Raw genomic sequence first — 26,115 nt, forward strand, 5'->3', positions numbered from 1 at the left:
TTGTAGCCGTTGACGGTAGCGAGACCTCCCTCAATGCATTGAAACACGCCGCCGAACTGGCAAGCCTCAACAAAGCCCAACTGACTTTGGTTCACGTTGCCAACCCTGCCGAATACATGGCTTTGGCTCCTGAATTCCTGCAACACGAAAGCTACGAAGCCGCCGCCGTTGCCCAAGGCAACGAAGTTTTGGATTTCGCAGAAAAAACAGCGCGTGAAAACGGCGTTGAAAACATCGTGAAACACCTGTTGATTGCCAACAAAGGCGCGCGCGAAATGGCGCAAGACTTGGTTGACTACGCCGACGAAAACGGCGCCGACCTGCTGGTACTCGGCACACACGGCCGCACCGGCCTGATGCACCTGCTGATGGGCAGCTTTGCCGAAACCGTAATGCGCCAAAGCCACCTGCCTCTGCTGATTATCCGCAGCAAAGCCGAAGAAGCATAATCAAGCATTGATTTAAAATAGCGAAAGGCCGTCTGAATATTTTTCAGACGGCCTTTTTTCACATGACAGCTTCAGCTTTTATTTTGCCATTTCTTTGAATACTTCGTGTGCCGCAGCAATGGTTTCGTCAATCAGCTCGGGCGTATGCGCGGCGGAAACAAAGCCGGCTTCATAAGCTGACGGGCCGAATGCGACATTGCGGTCGAGCATACCGTGGAAGAAATGTTTGAAACCGTCGATATTGGAACGCGCCATGTCGGCGTAGTTTTGCGGTGCATGGTTGGCAAAATACAGACCGAACATGCCGCCCACGCTGTCCGCCGTAAATTCAACGCCATGCGCTTTGGCCGCGTCGGCGATACCGTTGGCGAGGCGTTGGGTCAGGGCAGTCAGGTTTTCATAGAAGCCTTTGCGCTGAATGATTTCCAGCGTTTTCAAACCGGCCGCAACCGCAATCGGGTTGCCGGACAATGTACCTGCCTGATACACGCCGCCCAACGGGGAAATACATTCCATAATGTCTTTACGGCCGCCGAACGCCGCCAAAGGCATACCGCCGCCGATTACTTTGCCCATGGTGGTCAAATCGGGTTTGATGCCGTGCAAAGATTGCGCGCCGCCCAGCGCCACGCGGAAGCCGGTCATCACTTCGTCGTAAATCAACACGGCACCGTGTTTTTCGGTCAATTCGCGCAAGGCTTTGACAAAGGCTTCAGACGGCCTAACCAGATTCATATTGCCGACAAATGGCTCCAAAATCACACAGGCAATGTCATTGCCGCTTTGGGCAAAGGCTTCTTCCAGTTGGGCGATATTGTTGTACTCGAGTACCAAGGTGTGTTTAGTAAAGTCGGCAGGCACACCGGCGGAAGAAGGATTGCCAAACGTCAGCAGACCGCTGCCTGCTTTCACCAACAGGCTGTCGGAATGGCCGTGGTAGCAGCCTTCAAACTTGATGATTTTGTCGCGGCCGGTAAAACCGCGTGCCAGACGGATGGCGGTCATCGTCGCTTCCGTACCGGAGCTGACAAGGCGCAGCTGCTCGACCGACGGCATGATTTTGTCGATTTCTTCGGCAATGACAATTTCGCCTTCAGTCGGCGCACCAAACGACAAACCGCCCAATGCCGCTTCGCGCACGGCTTCAATGACTTCAGGATGGGCGTGGCCGACAATCGCAGGGCCCCAAGAGCCGACATAGTCGGTATAACGCGTGCCATTTTCGTCCCAAACATACGCGCCTTCTGCCTTTTTGATAAAGCGCGGTACGCCGCCGACGCTGCCGAATGCGCGCACAGGAGAGTTCACGCCGCCGGGAATAATGGCTTTGGCGCGGTTGAACAAGCTTTCATTACGGTTCATGGTCAATTCTTTCGTAAGAGGTCGTCTGAAAATCAAATTGATGCCATTTTAACACCAAATCCTTTTCAGACGGCCCAAGCTTCAAAATAAGAATCGGGCGCAAAATCAAAATTATTCTTTAAAAACAAACACTCTATCCACATTTTTCCTGCTTGTGCTATAATCCGCGACCTATTGAAACAATAAAAGAAAAGCATCATGTTACGCGGATTCATACTCAGCCTCGCCCTTTTGGCGTCCTCCCTCGTCCATGCACAACGCAGCCTGCCTGACGATATGGACGTGGCCGTCTTAAAGACTGTCGATTTGCCTTATCTGAAAGTCAGCAAAGGCGGTTTTTCTTGGACGCGCCTGCTGACCTTGGGCATTGTGGACGGTAATGCGGCCAAACTGCAAATCACGCGCTTCACCAAAATCCACGATGAAAATGACCGTTTCATCCCCATGGGCCGCCTGCTGAATCAAACCGGTAAAGCCGTCGCGTTCAAATACAACGAAGAGAGCCGCCTCGTCCGCGAAATCTGGATTCTGACCGACGCCGAGGCCGACAGGTTTGCCGCACACGCCAAAGCGCAAAAACAGGCGGAAGAATAACTTTCAGACGGCCCGGGTATTCACAGGCCGTCTGAACCCTTTTACAACAAGCAAGTCAATCAAAACAAACCATGAAAAAAGTATTTATCCGCACCTTCGGGTGCCAAATGAACGAGTATGACAGCGAAAAAATGCTGTCCGTCCTCGCCGAAGAACACGGCGGCATCGAGCAGGTTACCCAACCTGACGACGCCGACATCATCTTGTTCAACACCTGCTCCGTGCGCGAAAAAGCACAAGAGAAAGTCTTCTCCGACTTAGGCCGCGTCCGCCCGCTCAAAGAGAAAAACCCAAACGTAATCATCGGCGTTGCCGGCTGCGTTGCCTCTCAAGAAGGCGAAAACATCGTCAAACGCGCTCCGTATGTGGACGTGGTTTTCGGCCCGCAAACACTGCACCGCCTGCCCAAACTCATCGTCGATAAAGAAACCACCGGCCTGTCTCAAATCGACATTTCCTTCCCCGAAATCGAGAAATTCGACCACCTGCCGCCTGCGCGCGTAGAAGGCGGCTCGGCATTCATTTCCATTATGGAAGGCTGTTCCAAATACTGCTCTTACTGTGTCGTCCCTTACACCCGCGGCGAAGAATTCTCCCGCCCGCTCAACGACGTATTGACCGAGATTGCCGGTTTGGCGCAACAAGGCGTTAAAGAAATCAACCTCTTAGGCCAAAACGTCAATGCCTATCGCGGCGAGATGGAAAACGGTGAAATCTGCGACTTCGCCACCTTGTTGCGAATCGTCCACGAAATCCCGGGCATCGAACGCCTGCGCTTTACCACCAGCCATCCGCGCGAATTTACCGACGCGATTATCGAGTGCTACCGCGACCTGCCCAAGCTGGTTTCCCACCTGCACCTGCCGATTCAAAGCGGTTCCGACCGCGTATTGAGCGCGATGAAACGCGGTTACACCGCCTTGGAATACAAATCCATCATCCGCAAGCTGCGCACCATCCGTCCTGATTTGTGCCTCAGCTCCGACTTTATCGTCGGCTTCCCGGGCGAGACCGAGCGCGAGTTCGAGCAAACCTTGAAACTGGTCAAAGACATCGCCTTCGACTTGAGCTTCGTCTTTATTTACAGCCCGCGCCCCGGTACACCTGCCGCCAACCTGCACGACGACACGCCGCACGAAGAAAAAGTGCGCCGCCTCGAAGCTTTGAACGAAGTCATCGAAGCCGAAACCGCGCGCATCAACCAAACCATGGTCGGCACGGTTCAACGCTGCTTGGTCGAAGGCATCTCCAAAAAAGACCCCGACCAACTGCAAGCCCGTACCGCCAACAACCGCGTGGTCAACTTTACCGGCACACCCGACATGATCAACCAAATGATCGATTTGGAAATCACCGAAGCCTACACCTTCTCCTTGAAAGGCAAACCGGTATAAGCACACACAAACAAAGGCCGTCTGAAACTGTTCAGACGGCCTTTATCTTGGTTCGTCACGGCATTATCTGATTCATGTATTTTTATTACCCGAACAAAAGGCTTTTCAGTATAATACCGCCCGAAAATTCCCTTATCTGTTGAGAAGTTAAGGCCAAAAACCAAACTTTTTGCAGACCAATCCGACGATGCCGTCCCGCAAGCGGCTTTCCCAAAAGGAATATTTTTAAATGAGTTCTTCAAATCAAAGCGTTTTGGAACGATTGTTCAACCTGAGCGCCAATCAGACCAACGTCCGCACTGAAATCATGGCCGGTTTGACCACCTTCCTCGCCATGTGTTACATCATCATCGTCAATCCCCTGATTTTGGGTGAAACCGGCATGGATATGGGCGCAGTATTTGTGGCCACCTGTATCGCCTCCGCCATCGGCTGTTTCGTGATGGGCTTTGTCGGCAACTACCCGATCGCCCTCGCTCCGGGCATGGGTTTGAACGCCTACTTTACCTTTGCCGTCGTCAAAGGCATGGGCGTGGACTGGCGTGTGGCTTTGGGTGCCGTTTTCATTTCAGGCATCATTTTCATCCTGTTCAGCTTCTTTAAAGTGCGCGAAATGCTGGTCAACGCCCTGCCTATGGGCTTGAAAATGTCGATTGCCGCAGGTATCGGCCTCTTCTTGGCATTGATTGCACTCAAAGGCGCAGGCGTGATTGTGGCTAATCCTGCCACATTGGTCGGTTTGGGCGACATCCACCAGCCTACCGCCCTGCTGGCGATGGCAGGCTTTGTCATGGTGGTTGCACTCGGCCACTTCCGCGTCAAAGGCTCCATCATCATTACCATTCTGACGCTGACTGCCGTCTCCACCGTCTTGGGCTTGAGCGAGTTCAAAGGCGTGGTCGGCGAAGTTCCGAGCATTGCGCCGACTTTCATGCAGATGGACTTCAAAGGCTTGTTCACCGTCAGCATGGTCAGCGTGATTTTTGTATTCTTCCTGGTTGACCTGTTTGACTCTACCGGCACATTGGTCGGCGTTTCCCACCGCGCAGGCCTGTTGCAAGACGGCAAACTGCCACGTTTGAAACGCGCCCTGCTTGCCGACTCAACCGCCATCGTTGCAGGCGCCGCCTTGGGTACTTCTTCTACCACCCCTTACGTTGAAAGCGCGGCAGGCGTTTCTGCCGGCGGCCGCACCGGCCTGACTGCCGTTACCGTCGGCGTCCTGATGCTGGCCTGCCTGATTTTCTCCCCGCTGGTTCAAAGCATTCCTGCATTCGCTACCGCTCCCGCCCTGCTCTATGTTGGCGCGCAAATGTTGCGCAGCGCGCGCGAAATCGATTGGGACGACATGACCGAAGCCGCACCGGCATTCCTGACCATCGTCTTTATGCCGTTTACCTATTCGATTGCCGACGGTATTGCGTTTGGCTTTATCAGCTACGCACTCATCAAACTCTTGTGCAACCGCACCCAAGACGTACCGCCTATGGTATGGATTGTTGCCGTATTGTGGGCATTGAAATTCTGGTTCTTGGGTTAAACTGTTCAAAAGAATAGGCCGTCTGAAAACCTTTCAGACGGCCTGTTTTATTTTACCCAGCGTTTAAAGCTGTCGGTAAAAGGTTATTTTTTCACTTTTTTAGCGACTGGTTTAGCGGCAGCTTTCGCGCCTTTGTCCAATGCGCAGAAGCGGGTAGCGATTTGGTCAACCACTTCTTGTTTGCCGTTTACTTCGGTAGTACCGCGGATAGTCAACATGTTGCCGTCAACTTTGTCCACGTTGGCTGCAGTAGCTGCTTCAGCAATCCAAGCAACGTTGCCACCCCAGAATGCATTTACATCTTTGCTGCTGTCGGTGATACGGAACAGGTTTTCAGTGACTTGGCCTTTGTATTTTACTTGGGCAGCAACAACTTCGTTGCCTTTGAAGCCGTACATGACGCTCAGAGGCTCTTTGCCGTCTTTACCGCATTTGTAGTGAACTTCTTTAGTACCGTCGATAGAGTCCACTTTCAAAGTATTAGGTACTGGAGCTTGAGCTTGTTGAGCCTGAGCTTGAGTTTGTTGTTGCGCAGTAGGCGCAGCTTTAGCTTCAGGTTTGGCTTTAGAACCGCTGCTACATGCAGTCAGGGCAACAGCCGCCAAAACGGCAGGAACGATTAATTTAACATTCATATTCATAATTGACTCCCAAATGGTTTCAATAAAAAACCGGCAAACGCCGGCTGACATTTACACATTAACAGAGATATTCCGTCTTGTCTTTATCTCAGACGGCATTTTTTAGGAAAAGTTCAAATAAATATTTTTATTTTATAAAATCAAGAAATTATAAATATGAAATCATGTAAATTCAGGTTTGGGAATTTTTAAGATGAATACTATTGTCAATAAATCGGGTTTTGACAATAGTAAAATAACATTGAAAAACGCATAGAAACGACGAAAAGTCTGGGCAATTGATTTTACACACTCTGCCTCTTGAGTTTCTGAGCGTTTCAGACGGCCTTAGAACACAAACAGTAAATGCAATAAAAAAACGCAATCTGAAACAGATTGCGTTTTTTTGAAAACTGGCACGCCCACGGGGAATCGAACCCCGGTTACCGCCGTGAAAGGGCGATGTCCTAACCGCTAGACGATGGGCGCATATAAATCTTGTGGCGCACCCGGAGCGATTCGAACGCCCGACCCTCTGGTTCGTAGCCAGATACTCTATCCAACTGAGCTACGGGTGCATCCTCATCACTTCGCAAGTGCGTTGTGAATCAAGAAGACCGAATAATATAGGCTTTACTGAAACCTGTCTACTCTTTTCGCAGATATTTTTTATATTTTTAATTAAATGATTGAAATTAAACAATATAAAATTAACGTAAAATCCCTACTCCTGACAAATCCCGCGCCATTTTGGCGGCGGAGTTATCGGTCATGCCGCCGACAAAATCCAAAATCTTCATATAGGCCTGATACAGACTGTCTTCAGGAAGAATCGGATTGTGCTTTTTCAATAATTCCAACGCCAAAGACTGGCGTGTTGCCAGCTGTTTTTCAGCAATCAGGGCATAAGCGGCAGGGACGAGCAAATCCAAGATAGAGCCTAAGCATGGGAACGTGGCGATTTCGGTCAAGAGCTTGGTGTGATGGCGGAAAATCCGTGTTTGCGCCAATTCTTTTGCTTTTGCCAAAGTATTTTGCACTTGCGGGCTACACAAAGCCAGCAAATCTTTGCCTTTGAATGTTCCGTCCAGTAAATCAGACTGATGCAGCATAAAGGTTTGTGCGACATCATCAATCGCCTTGCCGATCGCAATGCCGCGCAACATGGCGCAACGCTGACGGCTAGAGCTGGCGTGCCACGCGCTTTCGGCAAAGGTCAGCTCGGACAAAATACTTTCTACTTCCGTATCCGTGAGCAAATCCAATTCAACGGCATCTTCCAAGTCCAGCAAGGCATAGCAAATATCGTCGGCGGCCTCCATCAAATAAGACAAAGGATGGCGCGCCCAGCTATCTACTCCCGCGGAAACCAGCCCCAATTCGTCGGCAACTTGACGGATAAACGGCAACTCGGTTTGATAAATATTGAATTTCTTTCTGCCGTTTGGATGTTGCGTTGTCCACGGATACTTCAGCAATGCGCCGATGGCTGCCGCAGTCAGGCGCATTCCGCCCGCCTCGGGATACATTTCAAGACTGGCGACGATACGCAGGCTATGCGCATTGCCTTCATAAGTTTGAATATCGTTGCGTTCCGCTTCGTTTAATGTGTTCAGATAAATTTGATGTTCAGGCCGTCTGAACCAATCGCGCAAAGCATCTTCGCCAGTATGGCCAAACGGCGGATTGCCCAAATCATGCGCCAAACAGGCAACCTGCACCACGGCACCAATATCGCTGGGCGTATTACCCTGCGGCAGAAAACCGCCGTTGTGCAACATCACGCCCACGCGGTTGCCCAAGCTCCTGCCCACGCTGGCAACTTCAACGCTGTGCGTCAAGCGGTTGTGCGTCAAGTCATGTTGCGCCAGCGGATGCACTTGCGTTTTTCGGCCAAGGCGGCGGAAGGCTCCGGAAAAAACAACCCGGTCGTAATCGATGTGAAAATCTGTACGCAAGGCATCGGCACCTTCCTGAGTCGAAGGGGTAACGGTCGGCACAATTTCGCCGTTTTTGGGACGGAAGCGTTGGGTGGACAATAAGTTTTGCCAATTCATTCGGGTATTCATAAGCGTTTCCTAAAATGAAGCAAAGGCCGTCTGAAACATATTCAGACGGCCTTATGTTTATTTACCGCGCATCAATTCAAAGAAATCGTCATTGTTTTTGGAGTCTTTGAGTTTGCCCACCAAAAACTCGGTCGCTTCGATTTCGTCCATCGGATGGAGGAATTTACGCAAGAGCCACATACGTTGCAACTGATCGTTCGGCACCAGCAATTCTTCGCGGCGCGTACCGGATTTATTGATGCTGATGGCCGGGAACAGGCGTTTTTCTGCCATACGGCGGTCAAGGTGCAATTCCATATTGCCCGTGCCTTTGAACTCTTCGTAAATCACGTCGTCCATGCGGCTGCCGGTTTCAACAAGCGCTGTCGCAATAATGGTAAGCGAACCGCCTTCTTCCACATTACGCGCGGCACCGAAGAAGCGTTTCGGACGGTGCAAAGCGTTGGCATCGACACCGCCGGTCAGAATTTTGCCCGAAGTCGGCACGACGGTATTGTAGGCACGCGCCAAACGGGTAATCGAATCCAGCAGGATGACCACGTCTTTTTTGTGTTCAACCATGCGTTTGGCTTTTTCAATCACCATCTCGGCCACTTGTACATGGCGTTGCGCCGGTTCGTCAAACGTAGAGGAAACGACTTCGCCGCGTACAGAACGGCTCATTTCGGTTACTTCTTCCGGACGCTCGTCAATCAACAGGACAATCAGCTCGACATCGGGATAATTGGCGGTAATGGCGTGGGCAATGTTTTGCAACATCACGGTTTTACCGGTTTTAGGCGGCGCAACCAACAATGCACGTTGGCCTTTACCGATCGGGGAAACCAAGTCGATGGCGCGGCCGGTCAGATTCTCTTCAGCTTTGATGTCGCGCTCGAGTTTGAATTGTTCGGTTGGGAATAAAGGCGTGAGGTTTTCAAAAAGAATTTTGTGTTTGCAGACTTCGGGCGGATCGCCGTTGATGGTGTCGAGGCGGACAAGCGCGAAATAGCGCTCGTTGTCTTTCGGCACGCGCACGCTGCCTTCGATGGTGTCGCCGGTGTGCAGATTGAAGCGGCGGATTTGCGTGGGAGAAACATAAATATCGTCAGGGCCGGCAAGATAAGAAGTATCTGCGCTGCGCAGGAAACCGAAGCCGTCGGGCAGGATTTCAAGTGTGCCCGAACAGGTAAAGCTGACATTCTGCTTCATCATCTGGCGGACGATGGCAAAAACGAGGTCTTGTTTGCGGAAACGGTTGGCGTTTTCAATGCCATGTTCTTCTGCCATTTCCAAGAGTTTGGAAATGTGGAGGGTTTGGAGTTCTGAAACGTGCATAGTATTGATATATTTTGGATGGTATCAGAGAGATGGCACAAAGGCCGTCTGAAAGTATGAAATCGTGCCGCAGGATACGGTAGATTTTTGAGAAAGTTGAATTTTAGGCAGTTGGAGGCAGGGTGTCAAATTTTTAAATCGAACGCTGAGCCGAGACCATAATCTTACCTTGCAATAAGATTATGGCCGGCAACAGCTTGGCAATCACAACCCCATCGCCCAAAATCCGAGTATTTACCCAACTTCAGACGGCCCTCTGCCCGTACCGCATCAGCGTCATGCCGCCGACCGCCGCCGCGCAGCCCGCAACCAGCGAAATATGCAGCGGTTCGCCCAAAACCCAAGCCGAAGACAGCATACCGAAAATCGGCACGAGCGTAATATACGCTGCCGCGCTGCCTGCACCCAAAGTCTTTACGCCTTCGAAATACCACGCGTAGGCCAATACCGTCGCGCCGATGACCAGCCACGCCAATGCCGTCCAACCGCGTGCATCCATCGCCGCCATTGCCTCAAAAGGCAATCCGTCCGTCCACAACGCCACCACTGACAACATCAGCGCGCCGATGAACGACGTTGCCGTCGTTACCGTCAGCGCATCTATCCCGCGCAAAACCGCGCGACCGATTAAGGTATAAGCCGCCCAACAGACCACGCAGCCGAAAATCAGCCACTCCCCCGCCTTGATGCCACCCGACAATACCGTCAACGGCTGCCCTTGCGTTACCACCATAATGGCACCGCCGACCGCCAGCAGCATACCCGCCAAAATCTTCGCATTTAAACGCTCGCCGAAAAACCAAGTTGCCAACAGTAGCGTCAACACGGGATTCACCGCCACAACCACCGCCGCCTTGCCTGCCGGCATAGTCTGCAAACCCAGCATAAAAAACACCGCATAGCCGCACACGCCGACGGAAGCAGCCGCCGTCAAACCCAGCCATTGCCGCGCCGACAAAGCCGCCAAAGTCGTGAACCTGCTACGCGCAAACAACCAGCCCAACAACAAAACCGAAGCCAAGACAAACCGAACCGCCCCGCCCGTCAGCGGCGGCAGCGACTGCCCCAGCACCCGCCCCATCGGCCAGGACGCGCCCCACAACACCGCCATTCCCAGCAGTTTCAAATGTACAGAATAACGTTCCATCTCATCCCTTTATCGACAAAGGCCGTCTGAAAACCGGATTTCAAGTTTTCAGACGGCCTTCAATTTAGCGACTGCAAACAGATTACTTAGGCTGCCAAGAATCTTTCAGCGTTACCGTTCGGTTAAACACCGGCGTGTCTTTGCTGTGGTCTTTGCGGTCGGTGACGAAATAGCCGATGCGCTCAAACTGCCAACGGCTCTCTGCCGGCAAATCTTTTGCGACAGGCTCGGCGTAGGCGGTGATTTCCTTGATGGATTCAGGGTTGAGGAAATCGGTAAACGGCAGGTAGTTGCCGTCTTCGCCGCGCACGGCATCGGGACGTTCGACGGTAAAGAGGCGGTCGTACAGACGGACTTTGATTTCGGCGGCGTGTTCGGCAGACACCCAGTGAATCACGCCTTTGACTTTGCGGCCTTCGGGATTTTTGCCCAAGGTATCGTGGTCGATGCTGCATTTGAGTTCAACCACATTGCCTGCTTCGTCTTTTACTACTTCATCGCACTTGATGACATAGCCGTGGCGCAAGCGCACTTCACCGCCGGGAATCAGGCGTTTGAAGCCTTTGGGCGGATTTTCGGCAAAGTCGTCGGCTTCGATGTAGATGGTTTGGGAAACAGGCACTTCGCGATCGCCCATTTCTTCGTGGTTCGGATGGAACGTGGCACGGCGGCTTTGGGTTTTGCCGGCTTCAAAGTTGGTCAGGGTGACTTTGAGCGGGTTCAAAACCGCCATCAGGCGCGGTGCGGAGTTTTCCAGCTCTTCACGAATCGCGCCTTCCAACACGCTCATATCGACGATGTTTTCAGATTTGGAAATACCGGCGCGTTTGGCAAACAAGCGCAGGCCTTCCGGCGTGTAGCCGCGGCGGCGCATACCGGAAATGGTCGGCATACGCGGATCATCCCAGCCGGCAACGTGGCCGTCTGAAACCAGTTGGTTCAGCTTGCGTTTGGACGTGATGGAATACAGAAGCTCCAAACGGGAAAACTCGTATTGGCGCGGACGCGTGGCGTGCGGCGCAGGAATGTTGTCCAACACCCAGTCGTACAGTGGACGGTGTGCTTCAAATTCGAGTGTACACAAGGAATGCGTGATGCCTTCGATGGCATCGGAAATGCAATGCGTGTAATCGTACATCGGGTAGATGCACCATTTGTCGCCGGTGTTGTGGTGATGGGCGCGGCGGATGCGGTAGATGACGGGGTCGCGCATATTAATGTTGCCTGATGCCATGTCAATTTTCAGGCGCAGGGTTTTGCTGCCGTCGGGGAATTCGCCGTTTTTCATGCGCGTAAACAGGTCGAGGTTTTCTTCGACGCTGCGGTCGCGATAAGGGCTGTTTTTGCCCGCTTCAGTCAGCGTGCCGCGGTATTCGCGCATTTCTTCGGGCGTCAAATCATCGACATAGGCCTTGCCGTCTTTGATTAAACCGACGGCGTAGTCATACAGCTGGTCGAAATAGTTGGAAGCGAAACGCGGTTCGCCCGCCCAATGGAAACCAAGCCACTCAACGTCTTCTTTGATGGCGTTGACGTATTCGTCGTTTTCTTTTTCGGGGTTGGTGTCATCGAAACGCAGGTTGCACAAGCCGTCATAAATATAAGCCAAACCGAAGTTTAAGCAGATGGATTTGGCGTGACCGATGTGCAGGTAGCCGTTGGGTTCGGGCGGGAAGCGGGTTTGAATGGCTTCGTGTTTGCCGCTTTTTAGGTCTTCTTCGATGATAGTGCGGATAAAGTGGTTGTCCGCGAATTGGTCTTTATTGAGCATGGTCGGGAGCTATCTGAAAATATTATGTCGTACCGATTTTACCTGAAAACAGGACGGCTTTACAGTAAATACAAGTCACAGAGGTCGTCCGAAAACCATTTCAGACGACCTCTGCATGGGTAATTATGAATCTGATGGAAGATTGGAATGGTTGGAAGTATTGTCTTCCATACGTTTGGGTGCCATTGATGAATCGATCAACTTGACCAGCAGATTAATCAACAGAACGATACCTAAAATAATCAAAAGTGCGATTGGGTAAAAAATCCAAAGCAAACCGGCATTGCCGATAAAAGACCAGCTCATAGACGCCCAAAATGCTTGAAGCGAGGATTTTTCCAAAGAGAGCAGCTTGGTGCGGGCTGCGGTGGCGATAATGGAAGCAATCAGCGAGATGCCATAGAATAAAGGCAACACAAACCACAAATCACCTGAACCGTGCCGAATGTAAGCGAGCTCATCGAGCACCTCTATCATATACCAAACCCAAACGATGGCTGTCGCCCACAAGCTGCCCGCCAACGTAGCGGGACGCAAACGCCGGTAAAACAGAGCATAAACCAGATTCGCCGAGACAAGCATCAACATACCGGCAATCAATGTGCTGTCAAAACCTTCAGGACCTACCAGATAGAACCATATCGAAGTAGTGATGATAATAACGATACTGCCTGCCAATGAAAGGCCGGCAAATTTTTTTTCGCTAATACGGGGAAAATTCATCTTTACTGCTTTTCAAAACTGTTCTCCTGAATCAAAGAACATTTATGGACGGATGATTGGATTTCAGACGGCCTACTCATCAAATAACAGCCATCTGAAAATGCCTCCCCATTGTACCCGAATTTCATTAATTTTTTATAACAACCGAACTCAAAGCGGCATAAGTTCGGCAACCTGCCACGCCACGCCGCGCTCATTTAGGGTTTTCTGCATGGCGGCGGATGGTGTGCGGTCGGTAAATAGCTTATCAAATGCGCCGATATCGCCCAGTCTGACCAGGGCATTGCTGTTAAACTTGCTGTGATCGACGCCGAGATAGCGCACGCGGGCATTGTTCACCATCGCCTGCATGACGCTGACTTCCTTGTAATCGTCATCCAAAAGCGAGCCGTCGTTTTCTATGCCGTGGGTACTCATGATGGCATAGTCGACTTTGAATTGGTTGATGAAATCGACGGTCGCCACGCCCGTAATGCCGCCATCCAAGGGGCGGACCACGCCGGAAGCGATGATAACCGTGTAGTCGGTACGCGCCGCGGTGATGGAGGCGGCGTAAATGTTGTTGGTGATAATCCGCAGGTTTTTACGCTGTCTAACCAACTCGGCAGCGACGGCTTCCATGGTTGTGCCGATGCTGATAAAGAGCGAGGCATTGTCGGGAATGGTGGAAGCAATCAGCCTGGCAATGGCGTTTTTTTCCTGTTGCTGATGGTTGCGCCGCTCCTGCCCTGCCGTTACGACTGAAACGTCGCCCAAAGACGCGCCGCCGTGATAGCGTTTGAGTTGTCCGGTTTCGCTCAATTCCTGCACATCGCGGCGTATGGTTTGCGGCGTCACATCCAAATTCGCTGCCAGCTCTTCCACCGTCATGAAGTTATGTTCGCGGATAAGGGTGAGGATATGTTCGTGTCTTTGGATTTTGGGTTTCATGGCGTTTTGCTTTGCAGGGATAAACCAATGGCCGTCTGAATATTTCAGACGGCCTTTTTATTGTCAAACCGATTACATTTCGAGTTTCTGTTCCAAGCGTTCGATGCACGCGCTCAAGTGGCGGCGCATGACTTTGGTCACACGGTTGCGCTTGCCTGCCAACAACAAATCGAGGATTTCTCGGTGTTCATGGTGCGAATTTGAATCGATGTTGCGCTTTTCTTTGCGAAGCGGATCGGAAACAGCCACAATCAATGAAGAACGTGCACACAAGGTATTCATGATTTCAAACAGGACATCGTTGTCCAGCAGCCGCGCCAATTCGACATGGAAGGCATTGGACAGGCGGTTCCAACCCACGCGGTCGCCGCTTTCGGAGGCTGCGCCCTCTTGCTCAATCATAGAGTAAAGCGGTTTCAAACGCGTTTCCAAATCAGGCATATCGATGAGGACGCTCAGAATCATGCTTTCCATTTCGATACGCGTGTTGAACACGTCTTTCATTTCTTTCAAGTCCGGCACATGGACAAATGCGCCGCGATTGGGCTGCAAATCGACGATTTTGTCGTGTGCCAAAAGCGATAATGCGCCACGCACGGTATTGCGCGAGCAAACCATTTGTCGGCAAAGCTCGGACTCGGTCAGTTTTTTACCCGGCAGCAGCAGATGGTCGGTAATCCCGTCCAAAATCAATGCGTACACGCGGAAGAGCTCGGAATCGTGACGCTCTTCCAAAATAAGCGATGAAGTTGCAGGCGCAACGTTGGTATTATTTTCGTAATCCATAATGTTTCCCCAGTATTTGTGTTGAGGCGCAATGGCTTGCAGACCTGCATATTTCAGGGTTGGTTAAAATATAATTAAAAATTGTTGACAATGTTAAACGAAACTTGCACAATGAGGTCAACAAGCCAAGTTATAAAGGCTGATAGAGAGAGAGAAAAAGGAATAAAAAGCAAGCAGATATATTCATGTTAATGCGTGAATATATCTGCTTTTTTGTGGGCAGCCGTTTCACGCTCCGGCTTTTTCCTTGAAAACCGCCCTATTCTGCTTCGACAATTTCGAAGCTGTGGCTCATTTTTGCCGCTTTGCCCAGCATAATCGATGCGGAGCAATATTTTTCGGCAGACATCTGTACGGCGCGTTCAATCGCGCTTTCTTGCAAATCCCGACCATACACTTTGAAATGGATATGGATTTCGGTAAACACGCGCGGCGCGGTGTCGGCGCGTTTGGCAGTCACTTCGGCACGGCAGTCGGTAATTCTTTGGCGTTGTTTCTCGGCAATCATCACCACATCGATGCTGGAGCAGCCTGCTACACCCAACAACAGCATTTCCATCGGGCTGGGGCCGCGTTTGACTTCGCCTTCAGCCGCCGCGCCTTCCATTACGACGCTGTGTCCGTTTGCCGTTGTACCGACGAAGCACATTCCGTCTATCCATTTTGAGGTAACTTGCATGGTGTCTTTTTTATCCGTAAAAGCATTAATCCGATATTGTAAACAATTCCTAGTAATAAACCTAGTCAGGCCGTCTGAAAAATACAATCAATTACAATCGGGCCGAACGCGTTATTCGTCCCGATACGCCCAATGGTTGACTGGCCCGTGCCCTGCCCCGATGCCCAAAGGATGGGAAATGGCGGCGGCAATATAGTTTTTTGCCGTTTGAACCGCCTCGGGCACGCTAAACCCTTTTGCCAGCTCGGCAGCAATGCAGGCCGAAAACGTGCAGCCTGTGCCATGCGTATGCGGCGTTGGGAAACGTTTGCTGTTCAGCTCGATGGTTTCGTTTGGCGTAAACAGCCAGTCGGTGCAATATTCGCTTTGACTGTCGGCAAGATGGCCGCCTTTAATCACCACATTTTTCACACCCCAATCCTGAAGAATTTTAGCGGCGCGTTCCGCATCTTGGCGGTTTTCAATATTAATACCCGTCAAGGCCTGCGCTTCGGGCAGATTGGGGGTCAATACGTCCGTATGCGGCAGCAGCAGGCGTTTCATGGCTTCGACGGCTGAATTTTCCAACAACGGCGCGCCGCCTTTGGCAATCATGACCGGGTCCAACACGCGTTTGCCGAAATCGCATTCGGCGGTTTGTTCCGCTACGCATTCGATGATTTCCGCCGTACCCAGCATGCCGATTTTATAGGCGCGGATTTGAAAATCCTCCTGAATCGCGGCAATCTGCGCGGCAATCATGTCGGTCGGTATCGGATGCACCGCCGATACGCCCAAAGTATTTTGTGCAGTAACCGCGGTCAGTACGCTGGTACCGAACACGCCACGCATTTGAAATGTCTTCAAATCCGCCTGTATGCCTGCGCCGCCGCCGGAATCGGAACCGGCAATCGTCAGCGTTTGAATAAAAAGTTCGTCCATCGTGTCCTCCTTGTTTTTCAGACGGCCTTTTGCTTATCGTTGTTGAAAGCCGTTTTGGTTTTATCCGCAAACAAAGGCATGCGCCGTCTATCTTTCCGAAAGCCTTATTTGTTGTTTTACCCAAAACAAACGTACGTTCTCGGGCGGAATATCTTAACAAACAAAAGGCCGTCTGAAAACTATTTTCATTTTCAGACGGCCTGTTCAATGTTAAACCTATTCAGGCTTAATCTTCGTATGCGTCAATCGGCAAGCAGGAGCAAACCAGATTGCGGTCGCCATAGACCTCATCCAAACGTTTCACGCTCGGCCAGAATTTGTTTTCACGCACGAACGGCAGCGGGAAGACGGCTTCTTCGCGGGAATACGGATGCGCCCATTCACCGGTTACGTCGGCGGCGGTGTGCGGGGCGTTGACCAGCGGATTGTCGTCTTTCGGCCATTCGCCGCGCTCGACTTTCAGCACTTCCTGTTTGATTTGTTTCAGGGCAGCGATGAAGCGGTCGAGTTCGGCTTTGCTTTCGCTCTCGGTCGGCTCGATCATCAGCGTGCCGGCAACGGGGAAGGAAACCGTCGGCGCGTGGAAACCGTAGTCCATCAGGCGTTTGGCAATGTCGGTTTCTGTGATGCCGCTTTCGGCTTTGAGCGGACGCAAATCAACGATACATTCATGTGCGACGCGGCCGTTTTTGCCTGCATACAGAATCGGATAATCTTCGCTCAGGCGTTTGGCGACGTAGTTGGCATTGAGCAATGCCCAGCGCGTTGCCTGTTCCATGCCTTGTTTGCCCATCATGGTCAGGTACATCCAAGTAATCGGCAGGATGGACGCAGAACCGAAGGCCGCAGCAGCAACGGCGGTTTGGTCGGCACTGGCGCTGTGGGTGTCGGTCAAGGCGTGTCCCGGTGCAAACGGAGCGAGGTGGGCTTTCAAACCGATAGGGCCGACGCCCGGGCCGCCGCCGCCGTGAGGGATACAGAAGGTTTTGTGCAGGTTCATGTGCAACACGTCCGCACCGACCTCCGCAGGCTGCATGATGCCGATTTGGGCGTTGAGGTTGGCGCCGTCCATGTAAACCTGTCCGCCGTTTTCATGGATGATGCGGCAGATGTCGCGGATGCCTTCTTCGTACACGCCGTGGGTGGACGGGTAGGTAATCATGATGGCGGACAAAGCGTCGCGGTGTTGCTCGGCTTTGGCTTTCAAATCGTCGATGTTGACGTTGCCGTGTTCGTCGGTATCAACGACGACGACTTTCAAACCCAGCATGGCGGCAGTGGCGGGGTTGGTGCCGTGGGCGGATTTGGGAATCAGGCAGATGTTGCGGTGTCCCTCGCCGTTGGCTTCTTGATAGCGGCGGATGGAGAGCATGCCGCTGTATTCACCCTGCGCGCCGGAGTTGGGCTGGAAGGAAATTGCGTCAAAGCCGGTGATGGCTTTCAGGCTGTTTTCCATGTCGGTCAAGAGTTCGCGGTAGCCTGCGGCTTGGTCTTTGGGGGCGTAGGGGTGGATGTCGGTGAACTCTGCCCAAGTAATCGGCAACATTTCTGCAGTCGCATTGAGCTTCATGGTGCAGCTACCGAGCGAAATCATGCTGCGGTTCATCGCCAAATCGCGGTCTTCGAGTTTTTTCAGGTAGCGCAACATTTCGTGTTCGGTGTGGTAACGGTTGAACACGGGATGTTGCAGAATGTCGTCCTGACGCAGCAACTCGGCGTTCAGACGGCCTTTGACGTCATCGGCAAATGTAGCCGTATCCTTGCCGGTAAACGCGCGGTACAAATCGGTTAAATCTTCGCGTGTCGAAGTTTCATGGAATGCAGCCGCAACTTGAGTATCGTTGACGCGGCGCAGGTTGTAACCCGACTTCAAAGCAGCGGCAAACACTTGGTCTGCTTTCTCTTTGCTGCCGAAATCAACGGTAACGGTATCGAAGAAGACTTTGTGAACCACATTCAGGCCGTCTGAAACCAGCGCATCGGCAAAGGCAGAAGCCAGCGCGTGAATACGGTTGGCGATGCGTTTCACGCCTTCGGGGCCGTGGTAAACGGCGTACATGCCGGCCAAGTTCGCCAGCAATGCTTGTGCGGTACAAATATTGGATGTCGCTTTTTCGCGGCGGATGTGTTGCTCGCGGGTGGACAAAGCCATGCGCAAGGCAGGTTTGCCCGATGCGTCTTTGGATACGCCGATGATGCGGCCCGGGGCGGAACGTTTGAACTCGTCTTTAAACGCAAAATAAGCAGCGTGCGGCCCGCCGAAGCCCATCGGTACGCCGAAGCGTTGGGTGTTGCCCAAAGCAATATCCGCGCCCAATTCGGCAGGCGATTTCAGCAAAACCAAGCTCATGATGTCGGCGGCAACGGCAACGATTGTGCCTTTGGCTTTCAGACGGCCGATAACGTCCTGCAAGTCTTGCACGTCGCCGTCTTTGCCGACGTATTGGAACAGCGCGCCAAAGTATTCGCCTTCATCCGCTTGGGCAAAATCGCCGACCACCAGCTCAAAGCCGAAATATTTGGCGCGGGTTTTCATCACGTCCAACGTCTGCGGATAAACGCGCTCGTCCACAAAGAAACGCTCGGATTTCACCTTGCCCACGCGATGCGCCATCGCCATCGCTTCGGCGGCGGCGGTCGCCTCGTCCAACAAAGACGCGCCTGCCACAGGGAAACCGGTCAAATCGATACACACTTGTTGGAAGTTCAGCAACGCTTCCAAACGACCCTGCGCGATTTCCGCCTGATACGGCGTGTAGGCGGTGTACCAGCCCGGATTTTCCAACACGTTGCGCAAAATCACGTTCGGCACGCGGGTCGGGTAATAGCCCAAACCGATATAGGACTTGTTGATCACGTTTTTCGACGCAATGCCTTTCAATTTCGCCAATGCGTCCGCCTCGGTCAAGGCTTCGGGCAAATCGAGTTCGGACGGCATACGGATGCTTTGCGGCACGGTGTTGCCGACAAAATCGTCCATGCTCTTCTCGCCGAGCGCTTCCAAAAGCGCAGCCTCGTCGCCAAAGCTCAAATGGCGCGCGGCAAATTCGTTCGGGTTGAATAATTCAGATAGTTTCATTTCTACTCCTTTTTTGTTATCGGTATCAAAACCGCTTTTTCTTTCAGATGTTGTTTCAGACGGCCTCCGCCCACTTCGGACGACATGCCAATATTTCCCTATAAACCGGACAGCTTTCCGCATGCGCGCCGGGCAGGTAGCCGGTACTCATCAGAAATTCGCCGACGATTTCGCCGCCGACAAATTTGAAATGTTTTTTAAACAGCTTCACCCATTCAGCCTTGTCGAGCGGATGGTGTGCATCCAGCCAGTTTTTGAATGAGCCGTATTCTTGCTGTATTTGTTTGATTTGTCGCGCGTTATAAATGGCTGCATTAATTTTCAGGCGATTGCGGACGATGCCTGTATCGGCAAGCAGCCGCTCAATATCGGCTTCGTCAAATGCGGCGACCGTCTCGATGTCGAAACCTTTAAATGCCGTCTGAAATGCCTGCTGCTTCTTCAGCATCAGCGTCCAACTCAATCCTGCCTGATTGATTTCCAACACCAGCCGCTCAAACAATTCATTGTCGTCCTCAATCGGAAAACCGTATTGCGTGTTGTGATAATGTTGGTTGGGGTTGTCCGTATCGTTGGGTAGCGTGGCGACAAATTCGCAGTAATTCATGTTTATTGAGGAAAAATTGAAACAAAGGCCGTCTGAAAGTATTTTTCAGACGACCTAAGACCTGCACCATCAAACAGGCGTAAAACCTGTTTGGATGTTTGCAAAAATCAAGCTACTTCGCCTGCGTATTGTTCGGCAGTCAACAGACCGTCGTAATCGGCAGGGTTGGCAGGTTTGATTTTGAAGAACCAGCCTGCGCCGTAAGGGTCGCTGTTGGCAGTTTCCGGCGCGCTGGGCAAATCTTCGTTGACGGCAACGACTTCGCCTGCAATCGGCGCGTATACGTCGGACGCTGCTTTCACAGACTCAACCACACCGGCTTGCTCTTCGGCAGCCAGGTTTGCACCGACTTCGGGCAGCTCGACGAACACGATGTCGCCCAACAGCTCTTGCGCGTGGTGGGTAATACCGACAGTGATGGTACCGTCTTCTTCAAGGCGCAGCCATTCGTGGCTGGCAACGTATTTCAGTTCGGCTGGGATGTTGCTCATGGTTTGATTCTCCATTGATAGGGGTTATTTTCAGACGGCCTCTGCACAGCTTAGCGTGCGCAGATACCTCGTGCGATTAATTCTTCTAAGCGTCCGTAATGGACGGCAATCATATTGTTTTTATCTTGTTCCAATTTTTGTTTTTGGGCGGAAGGAAGTTTAGGGGATGCAGAATAATCCAAATATGCTTCGTTTATCTTGCGCTTGTTACTTGCCATTATGCCGCTTGCGCGGAATACAACGATTCCTTGTTTGGAATTCATATTGTCTGCAATGGCAACCTTCAGGCCTTTGCTGCGGTAATCTGCACAAATGCCTGTAACAGCCGATACTTTATCCACTTCAACTGTTCCCGCATAACGGCTGAACGCAAACAGGGTAAATGATTTCGCTTGCGACAACGATTTCAGGTCGGAAGCACGGCTTCTACCCTTGTTATCTTGCACGGCAATACTCAAATCATCATTCATGCGGATAATATCAAGAGCATATTCCCCGTCTATCGTTACCTCGCCGACAATCTTTCCATTGCCACCAACGGTTTTCATAAATGTTGCAGTACGGGATTTTCCTTCTGTATCGAAAAACATCAATCCGCGCTCGCCGGCAGACGAAGCGCAAGCCGATAACATAAATACCAACAATAAATTGCAGAAGGTTGCTTTCATAGGAAATAACAATTCCTTAAAACCTGCTTTCAGACGGCCCTTAATAAATAAAGGCCGTCTGAAACGATATTAATCAAACTGTTTTTGACCGTTGCGCACAAACGGCAGCTTCAGTACGCGCACATCGACTTCTTTGCCGCGAATCAGCACTTTGGCGGTATCGCCGTCAAAATCTTTCGGCACGCGAGCGATGGCGATGGATTGTTTCAGGCTGGGCGAGAATACGCCGCTGGTGGTTTCGCCTTTACCTTTGTCGGTCAACACTTCCATATGCGCGCGCAGGATGCCGCCTTTGTCGAGCAGCAAACCGACTTGTTTGACGGCAACACCTTTTTCTTTCAATGCCAGCAAGGCGGCTTTGCCGACGAAGTCGCGGTTTTCGTCTTTCAAATCGACCGTCCAACCCATGCCTGCTTCGAGCGGGCTGGTGTCGTCGTCCATATCGTTGCCGTAGAGGTTCATGCCGGCTTCCATGCGCAGGGTGTCGCGTGCGCCGAGACCGCAGGGCTGTACGCCTGCTGCTTGCAGGGCTTTGAAGAATGCGACGGCTTCGGTGCCGGGCAGGATGACTTCGACGCCGTCTTCGCCGGTGTAACCGGTGCGGGCGACAAACCAATCGTTGCCCAAATCCGCGCCTTGGAATGGTTTCAGGTTGTGGACGACATCCGCCCATTCGGGTTTGACGGTCAGGAGTTTTTCAATGGCTTTAGGGCCTTGCACGGCAAGCATACCGAGGTCGTAACGAGGGTTGAAGGCGACGCCGAATTCTTGTCCGACTTTGTGGAACTGGGCGGTGTCTTTCTCGCGGGTCGCGCCGTTGGATACGATGCGGTATTGGGTTTCGGCTTCGTTGGTGCGGTAAACGATCAAGTCGTCAATCACACCACCGTTGTCGTTGAGCAGCGCGGAATAAAGGGCTTTGCCGACGAAGGCAAGTTTGGCAACGTCGTTGGCAATCAGTTTGCGGAAAAAGGCTTTGGCGTTCGCTCCGGCGACATCGGTAACGAGCATGTGGGATACGTCGAACATACCTGCGTCGGTGCGCACAGCTTCGTGTTCGGCGATTTGCGAACCATAATGGATGGGCAGCTCCCAGCCGGCAAAATCGACCAGCTTCGCGCCTGCATCTTGATGGGCTTGGTGAAACGGGGTGGTTTTCAGGGCAGTCATTCTCAGCTTCTCCGGATTTATTGTTCAGATGCCGTCCGCACATAAACAGCGCGGAAGACCCTATCTGTCCTTGAACCTGAGATTTTCGGCATACCCGCTTGATGGCAAACCAGTCTGCTCACTGCTTTGCGCGGTTGTCTGAATGGTGGTTCAGACGGCCTTCTCCCCTTCGGTGGACGTTATTCAAACGCCGCTCTCCAGATTGTTTGTTTCAATGTGCAGTCCCTGATACCTGAGCGATTTAAGGGTGTCTGCGCCTTCGGTGGCTACATGTAGTTGTGTGTAGCTCTCTCCTGCACATGCTCCGATTATGGCTTGAATCGGCGGTTTGGGCAAGTGGCCGACGAATATTTATGATGTGAATATTCATCTTTTTATCAAAACGGCCGACCGCAAACCTTTGCGAAATTGCCGGATATGCGGCAAACATTTTTGCAAAAGTCTCAGGCCGTCTGAAGCCCTTATCCGTTTTTCCTATATAATTCTGTTTTTTCGATTTATCCGCGCCCACTATGAACCGCCTCAAACGCATCAAAACCATCCTCTGCACGCTCTACCGCTACCGCCTCGCCGAGCTGATTGCCTCGCTGGTCCGTCCGGGTTGGGCGCGGACTTTTCTCAATATGCTGCCGCAGTCGTCCAAGTTCAAACACGAGACGCCTGCCGTACGCCTGCGTTTGGCTTTGGAAAGCCTGGGGCCGATTTTCATCAAATTCGGACAGGTATTGTCCACGCGCCCCGACTTGATTCCGCATGATTACGCGGTCGAACTGGCCAGGTTGCAAGACAAAGTGCCGCCGTTTGACGCGCAGCTTTCACGCTCGCAAATCGAAAAATCACTGGGGCAATCCATCGAAACGCTGTACGCGGAATTTGAAACCGAACCTGTCGCCAGCGCGTCCATCGCCCAAGTACACAAAGCCCGCCTGCATTCGGGCGAACAGGTCGCAGTGAAAGTTTTGCGCCCTAACCTTTTGCCCGTTATCGAACAGGATTTGTCGCTGATGCGCTTTGGTGCAGGCTGGGTGGAGCGTTTGTTTTCAGACGGCAAGCGTTTGAAGCCGCGCGAAGTGGTGGCCGAATTTGACAAATACCTGCACGACGAATTGGACTTGATGCGCGAAGCCGCCAATGCCAGCCAGCTCGGTCGCAACTTCCAAAACAGCGATATGCTGATTGTGCCGAAGGTATTTTACGACTACTGCACCAGCGACGTACTGACCATCGAATGGATGGACGGCACGCCAGTATCGGACATCGCCAAACTCAAAGCCGACGGCATCGATTTGCATAAACTTGCCGATTACGGCGTGGAAATCTTCTTCACGCAAGTTTTCCGCGACGGTTTTTTCCACGCGGATATGCACCCCGGCAATATTTTGGTCGCCGCCGACAACCGCTACATCGCCCTCGATTTCGGCATCGTCGGCACGCTGACCGACTACGACAAACGCTATCTCGCCATCAACTTCCTCGCCTTTTTCAACCGCGATTACCACCGCGTCGCCACCGCCCACATCGAATCGGGCTGGGTACCTGCCGACACGCGTGCGGAAGAATTGGAAGCTGCCGTCCGTGCCGTGTGCGAGCCGGTGTTCAACAAACCGATTTCGCAAATTTCCTTCGGCTTGGTGCTGATGCGCCTGTTTGAAGTCAGCCGCCGCTTCAATGTCGAAATCCAGCCGCAGCTTGTGTTGCTGCAAAAAACGCTGCTCAACATCGAAGGATTGGGCCGCCAGCTTGATCCCGATTTGGATTTGTGGAAAACCGCCAAACCGTTTTTGGTGAAATGGATGAACGAACAGGTCGGCCCCAAAGCCCTTTGGCGCAACCTCAAAAACGAAGCCCCCGACTGGGCGCAAATCATCCCTTCCCTGCCGCGCAAAATCAATGCGTTGGTTGATGAAAACCGCCAACAGGAAATGCGCGATGCCTATGTGCATTTGGTCAAAGTGCAACAACGCCAAAGCCTGTGGCTGGGTATGATTGCGGTTGTGTTGCTGCTGATTTTGCTGTTTAAATAAACCGCAATACAGCTTTAAACGACATATAAAAGGCCGTCTGAAATCTGATTTTCAGACGGCCTTTTATATGCCTATCTATTCTTTTTTCTCGTGCTGAACATGTCCGCTTTCGGCTTCGATATGCCGTCTGAAGCGCAAACCTGCGGCATGGTAAAACGGATGCGGCGAGAATTGGCGCGAGACTTGCGAAGCGAAGATGCACGTCAGCAGCATCCAAAACAGCAAATTCTGTCCGCCCGTCATTTCCATTACCACTACGGCGGCGGTCAACGGCGATTGGGTCGCGGCGGCAAGGAATGCGGCCATGCAGAGCAAAACCGCGACATTGGACGCGTCGCCCAGTTGCGCGAAAGAGGCTATGTGTTCGCCTATCATCGCGCCGATGGTTAACGACGGCGTAAAGATACCGCCGGGAATGCCTGCCCAATAGCTGAACACGGTTGCCGCCCATTTTGCGGCGGCCAAGCCGATTGGTGCTTCATACGCACCTTTGAGTGCGGCTGCGGCTTCGTGATAGCCCGTGCCATAGGTTTTGCCTTGATAAAACGTACCGAGCAGCGCCAGCAAAATGCCCATTACAAAGGCAACCACCAACAAATGACGGCGGATGAAACTGCGCCAGCGCACCGGTGCGAATGCCGCCGCGCCGCGATACAAAAAGCTGCCGAACAATCCGCCTGCCACGCCGCAGACGATGCCCGACACTGCGGCCCACATCAGCATGTTTGGCAGCTCATGCCCTTGAAACCCTGAAAAATACGGGTTGTTGCCCTGTATCGCCACTTGAATGAAACCGGCCGCCAACACGCCCATCAGGATTTGGCGCTCCCAACGCAAAATCACGCCGCGCCCCAATTCTTCGATGGCAAACACCACGCCGGCCAAAGGCGCGTTAAACGCCGCCGCCAAACCGCCGGCCGCGCCTGCGGCAATCAAATCGTTTTCCTGCATGCCCCTAAACGCCAGCCCGTGCTTTTTACACCACGCGCCCCAAGCGTTCATGACCGCCGCACCCACTTGTACAGACGGCCCTTCCCTACCGATCGACGCCCCCAAAATCATGCCTAAAAACGTCAGCGGAATCTTAAAAAAGGTTTCGCCCAGACGAATCAGACGGGTTTTCTGCGCGCCATACGGCAAAGACAACGAAGCGATGACCTGCGGAATTCCGCTGCCGGAAGTGTACGGCGCAAATTTGCGCGTAAACCACGCCAAAAGTGGCAAGCCCAGCGGCAAGGCCACCCATGCAAACCACGGATATTTCCCTACCAACAAGGCATTCCATTCCAAAGCCAAATCCGCCAAACGCGCAAACAGCAAAGCCGTCAGGGCAACCAGCGCCGAGCCTGCCAGCAAAAACAGAAAAGCCATGCTTTTTTTCGACAGGCGTTTGGTTTGGCGGATTTTGTGGGCGAGGCGCGCCGCCCAAGTCTGTGGAAATTTCATAATAGGCACGCAGTCAATGTATTCAGACGGCCTTGATGCTTTTCTCAAAGGCCGTCTGAACACAAGGATAAAGGTTTTTAAGAACGGTAATCCGCGTTAATCGACACATACTCGTGCGACAAATCGCAGGTATAAACAACCGCCTCCGTATCGCCGCGTTGCAAATCGATGCGGACGGTGATTTCCGGACGGTTCATCACTGCTTGTCCTGCTTCTTCGGTATAGCTTTCCGCACGGCCGCCGTTTTCGGCCACCAACACGTCATCCAGCCACATTTTCAAAGCATCGACGTCCAAGTCTTCAATACCGGCATAGCCGACGGCTGCCA

General features: G+C 52.3%; 23 protein-coding genes, 2 tRNA genes and 1 riboswitch. Of the genes, 5 read left to right on the forward strand and 20 right to left on the reverse strand.

The window, feature by feature from the left end:
- Positions 1-449, forward strand: a 449-nt coding sequence (locus tag ACTHUT_RS04325) for a universal stress protein (RefSeq protein WP_440418683.1), incomplete at its 5' end; no start/stop codon positions are given.
- 78 nt (positions 450-527) lie between these two features.
- Here the strand turns inward: ACTHUT_RS04325 and hemL are convergent.
- Positions 528-1,811: a glutamate-1-semialdehyde 2,1-aminomutase gene (gene hemL, locus ACTHUT_RS04330; RefSeq protein WP_440386534.1), complete on the reverse strand. Its 1,284-nt coding sequence runs from the start codon at positions 1,809-1,811 to the stop codon at positions 528-530.
- 198 nt (positions 1,812-2,009) lie between these two features.
- Between hemL and ACTHUT_RS04335 the strand changes: the two genes are divergently transcribed.
- The 3 genes from ACTHUT_RS04335 (at position 2,010) to ACTHUT_RS04345 (ending at position 5,339) form a co-directional block, all read left to right on the forward strand.
- Positions 2,010-2,405 carry a hypothetical protein gene (locus ACTHUT_RS04335; protein WP_004519559.1) on the forward strand — a complete coding sequence of 132 codons (396 nt, stop codon included), beginning with the start codon at positions 2,010-2,012 and terminating at the stop codon, positions 2,403-2,405.
- A 71-nt stretch (positions 2,406-2,476) separates the two neighbouring features.
- The gene (gene miaB, locus ACTHUT_RS04340) at positions 2,477-3,799 is read left to right on the forward strand and encodes a tRNA (N6-isopentenyl adenosine(37)-C2)-methylthiotransferase MiaB (RefSeq protein WP_440386533.1); all 1,323 of its coding nucleotides are present in this window, start codon (positions 2,477-2,479) and stop codon (positions 3,797-3,799) included.
- A gap of 229 nt (positions 3,800-4,028) precedes the next feature.
- Positions 4,029-5,339 (forward strand): NCS2 family permease, encoded by a 1,311-nt coding sequence (locus tag ACTHUT_RS04345; protein ID WP_049333916.1) that lies wholly within the window; start codon positions 4,029-4,031, stop codon positions 5,337-5,339.
- 83 nt (positions 5,340-5,422) lie between these two features.
- On the opposite strand, the gene ACTHUT_RS04350 is transcribed toward ACTHUT_RS04345, so the two are convergent.
- The 17 genes from ACTHUT_RS04350 to gcvT all read right to left on the reverse strand — a co-directional run bounded on the left by ACTHUT_RS04350 (position 5,423) and on the right by gcvT (position 22,317).
- Positions 5,423-5,980, reverse strand: a complete 558-nt coding sequence (locus ACTHUT_RS04350; RefSeq protein ID WP_440386532.1) for a hypothetical protein — start codon at positions 5,978-5,980, stop codon at positions 5,423-5,425.
- Positions 5,981-6,373: 393 nt separating this feature from the next.
- Positions 6,374-6,448: transfer RNA gene (locus ACTHUT_RS04355), tRNA-Glu, on the reverse strand.
- A 12-nt stretch (positions 6,449-6,460) separates the two neighbouring features.
- Positions 6,461-6,537 (reverse strand) — tRNA-Arg (locus tag ACTHUT_RS04360).
- A gap of 132 nt (positions 6,538-6,669) precedes the next feature.
- Positions 6,670-8,028 (reverse strand): deoxyguanosinetriphosphate triphosphohydrolase, encoded by a 1,359-nt coding sequence (locus tag ACTHUT_RS04365; protein ID WP_440386531.1) that lies wholly within the window; start codon positions 8,026-8,028, stop codon positions 6,670-6,672.
- A 57-nt stretch (positions 8,029-8,085) separates the two neighbouring features.
- Complete coding sequence (rho, locus tag ACTHUT_RS04370) at positions 8,086-9,345, reverse strand: transcription termination factor Rho (RefSeq protein ID WP_003748836.1); 1,260 nt, start codon at positions 9,343-9,345, stop codon at positions 8,086-8,088.
- A 244-nt stretch (positions 9,346-9,589) separates the two neighbouring features.
- Positions 9,590-10,492 carry a DMT family transporter gene (locus ACTHUT_RS04375; protein WP_440386530.1) on the reverse strand — a complete coding sequence of 301 codons (903 nt, stop codon included), beginning with the start codon at positions 10,490-10,492 and terminating at the stop codon, positions 9,590-9,592.
- A gap of 82 nt (positions 10,493-10,574) precedes the next feature.
- On the reverse strand, positions 10,575-12,263 hold the full coding sequence (locus tag ACTHUT_RS04380) for a glutamine--tRNA ligase/YqeY domain fusion protein (RefSeq protein ID WP_440386529.1): 1,689 nt from the start codon (positions 12,261-12,263) through the stop codon (positions 10,575-10,577).
- Positions 12,264-12,386: 123 nt separating this feature from the next.
- On the reverse strand, positions 12,387-12,986 hold the full coding sequence (locus ACTHUT_RS04385) for a hypothetical protein (RefSeq protein ID WP_070615842.1): 600 nt from the start codon (positions 12,984-12,986) through the stop codon (positions 12,387-12,389).
- 150 nt (positions 12,987-13,136) lie between these two features.
- Positions 13,137-13,916, reverse strand: a complete 780-nt coding sequence (locus tag ACTHUT_RS04390) for a DeoR/GlpR family DNA-binding transcription regulator (protein ID WP_440386528.1) — start codon at positions 13,914-13,916, stop codon at positions 13,137-13,139.
- 72 nt (positions 13,917-13,988) lie between these two features.
- Positions 13,989-14,702, reverse strand: a complete 714-nt coding sequence (locus ACTHUT_RS04395; protein ID WP_440386527.1) for a GntR family transcriptional regulator — start codon at positions 14,700-14,702, stop codon at positions 13,989-13,991.
- A gap of 259 nt (positions 14,703-14,961) precedes the next feature.
- Positions 14,962-15,381, reverse strand: coding sequence for an OsmC family protein (locus tag ACTHUT_RS04400; RefSeq protein ID WP_440386526.1), 420 nt, complete (start codon positions 15,379-15,381; stop codon positions 14,962-14,964).
- A gap of 111 nt (positions 15,382-15,492) precedes the next feature.
- Entirely contained in the window at positions 15,493-16,302 is an 810-nt protein-coding gene (gene thiD, locus ACTHUT_RS04405; RefSeq protein WP_440386525.1) for a bifunctional hydroxymethylpyrimidine kinase/phosphomethylpyrimidine kinase, read from the reverse strand.
- Between the two features lie 226 nt (positions 16,303-16,528).
- Positions 16,529-19,381 carry an aminomethyl-transferring glycine dehydrogenase gene (gcvP, locus tag ACTHUT_RS04410; protein WP_440386524.1) on the reverse strand — a complete coding sequence of 951 codons (2,853 nt, stop codon included), beginning with the start codon at positions 19,379-19,381 and terminating at the stop codon, positions 16,529-16,531.
- Positions 19,382-19,436: 55 nt separating this feature from the next.
- Positions 19,437-19,988 (reverse strand): DNA-3-methyladenine glycosylase I, encoded by a 552-nt coding sequence (locus tag ACTHUT_RS04415; protein ID WP_188211895.1) that lies wholly within the window; start codon positions 19,986-19,988, stop codon positions 19,437-19,439.
- 107 nt (positions 19,989-20,095) lie between these two features.
- Positions 20,096-20,494, reverse strand: a complete 399-nt coding sequence (gene gcvH / locus ACTHUT_RS04420; RefSeq protein WP_036494010.1) for a glycine cleavage system protein GcvH — start codon at positions 20,492-20,494, stop codon at positions 20,096-20,098.
- A 35-nt stretch (positions 20,495-20,529) separates the two neighbouring features.
- On the reverse strand, positions 20,530-21,069 hold the full coding sequence (locus tag ACTHUT_RS04425; protein ID WP_440386551.1) for a hypothetical protein: 540 nt from the start codon (positions 21,067-21,069) through the stop codon (positions 20,530-20,532).
- 147 nt (positions 21,070-21,216) lie between these two features.
- Complete coding sequence (gcvT, locus tag ACTHUT_RS04430) at positions 21,217-22,317, reverse strand: glycine cleavage system aminomethyltransferase GcvT (RefSeq protein ID WP_304669585.1); 1,101 nt, start codon at positions 22,315-22,317, stop codon at positions 21,217-21,219.
- Positions 22,318-22,526: 209 nt separating this feature from the next.
- A riboswitch (glycine riboswitch) is annotated at positions 22,527-22,623 on the reverse strand.
- 206 nt (positions 22,624-22,829) lie between these two features.
- Between gcvT and ubiB the strand changes: the two genes are divergently transcribed.
- The gene (gene ubiB / locus ACTHUT_RS04435) at positions 22,830-24,341 is read left to right on the forward strand and encodes a ubiquinone biosynthesis regulatory protein kinase UbiB (protein WP_440386523.1); all 1,512 of its coding nucleotides are present in this window, start codon (positions 22,830-22,832) and stop codon (positions 24,339-24,341) included.
- A gap of 75 nt (positions 24,342-24,416) precedes the next feature.
- Here the strand turns inward: ubiB and ACTHUT_RS04440 are convergent, their stop codons facing one another.
- Both ACTHUT_RS04440 and ACTHUT_RS04445 read right to left on the reverse strand, forming a co-directional pair.
- Positions 24,417-25,787 (reverse strand): chloride channel protein, encoded by a 1,371-nt coding sequence (locus tag ACTHUT_RS04440; RefSeq protein ID WP_440386522.1) that lies wholly within the window; start codon positions 25,785-25,787, stop codon positions 24,417-24,419.
- Between the two features lie 77 nt (positions 25,788-25,864).
- Positions 25,865-26,115 (reverse strand): bifunctional ornithine acetyltransferase/N-acetylglutamate synthase (locus ACTHUT_RS04445; protein ID WP_440418684.1); only part of this gene is annotated, 251 nt, incomplete at its 5' end.

This window comes from Neisseria sp. P0022.S010 (assembly GCF_051956635.1).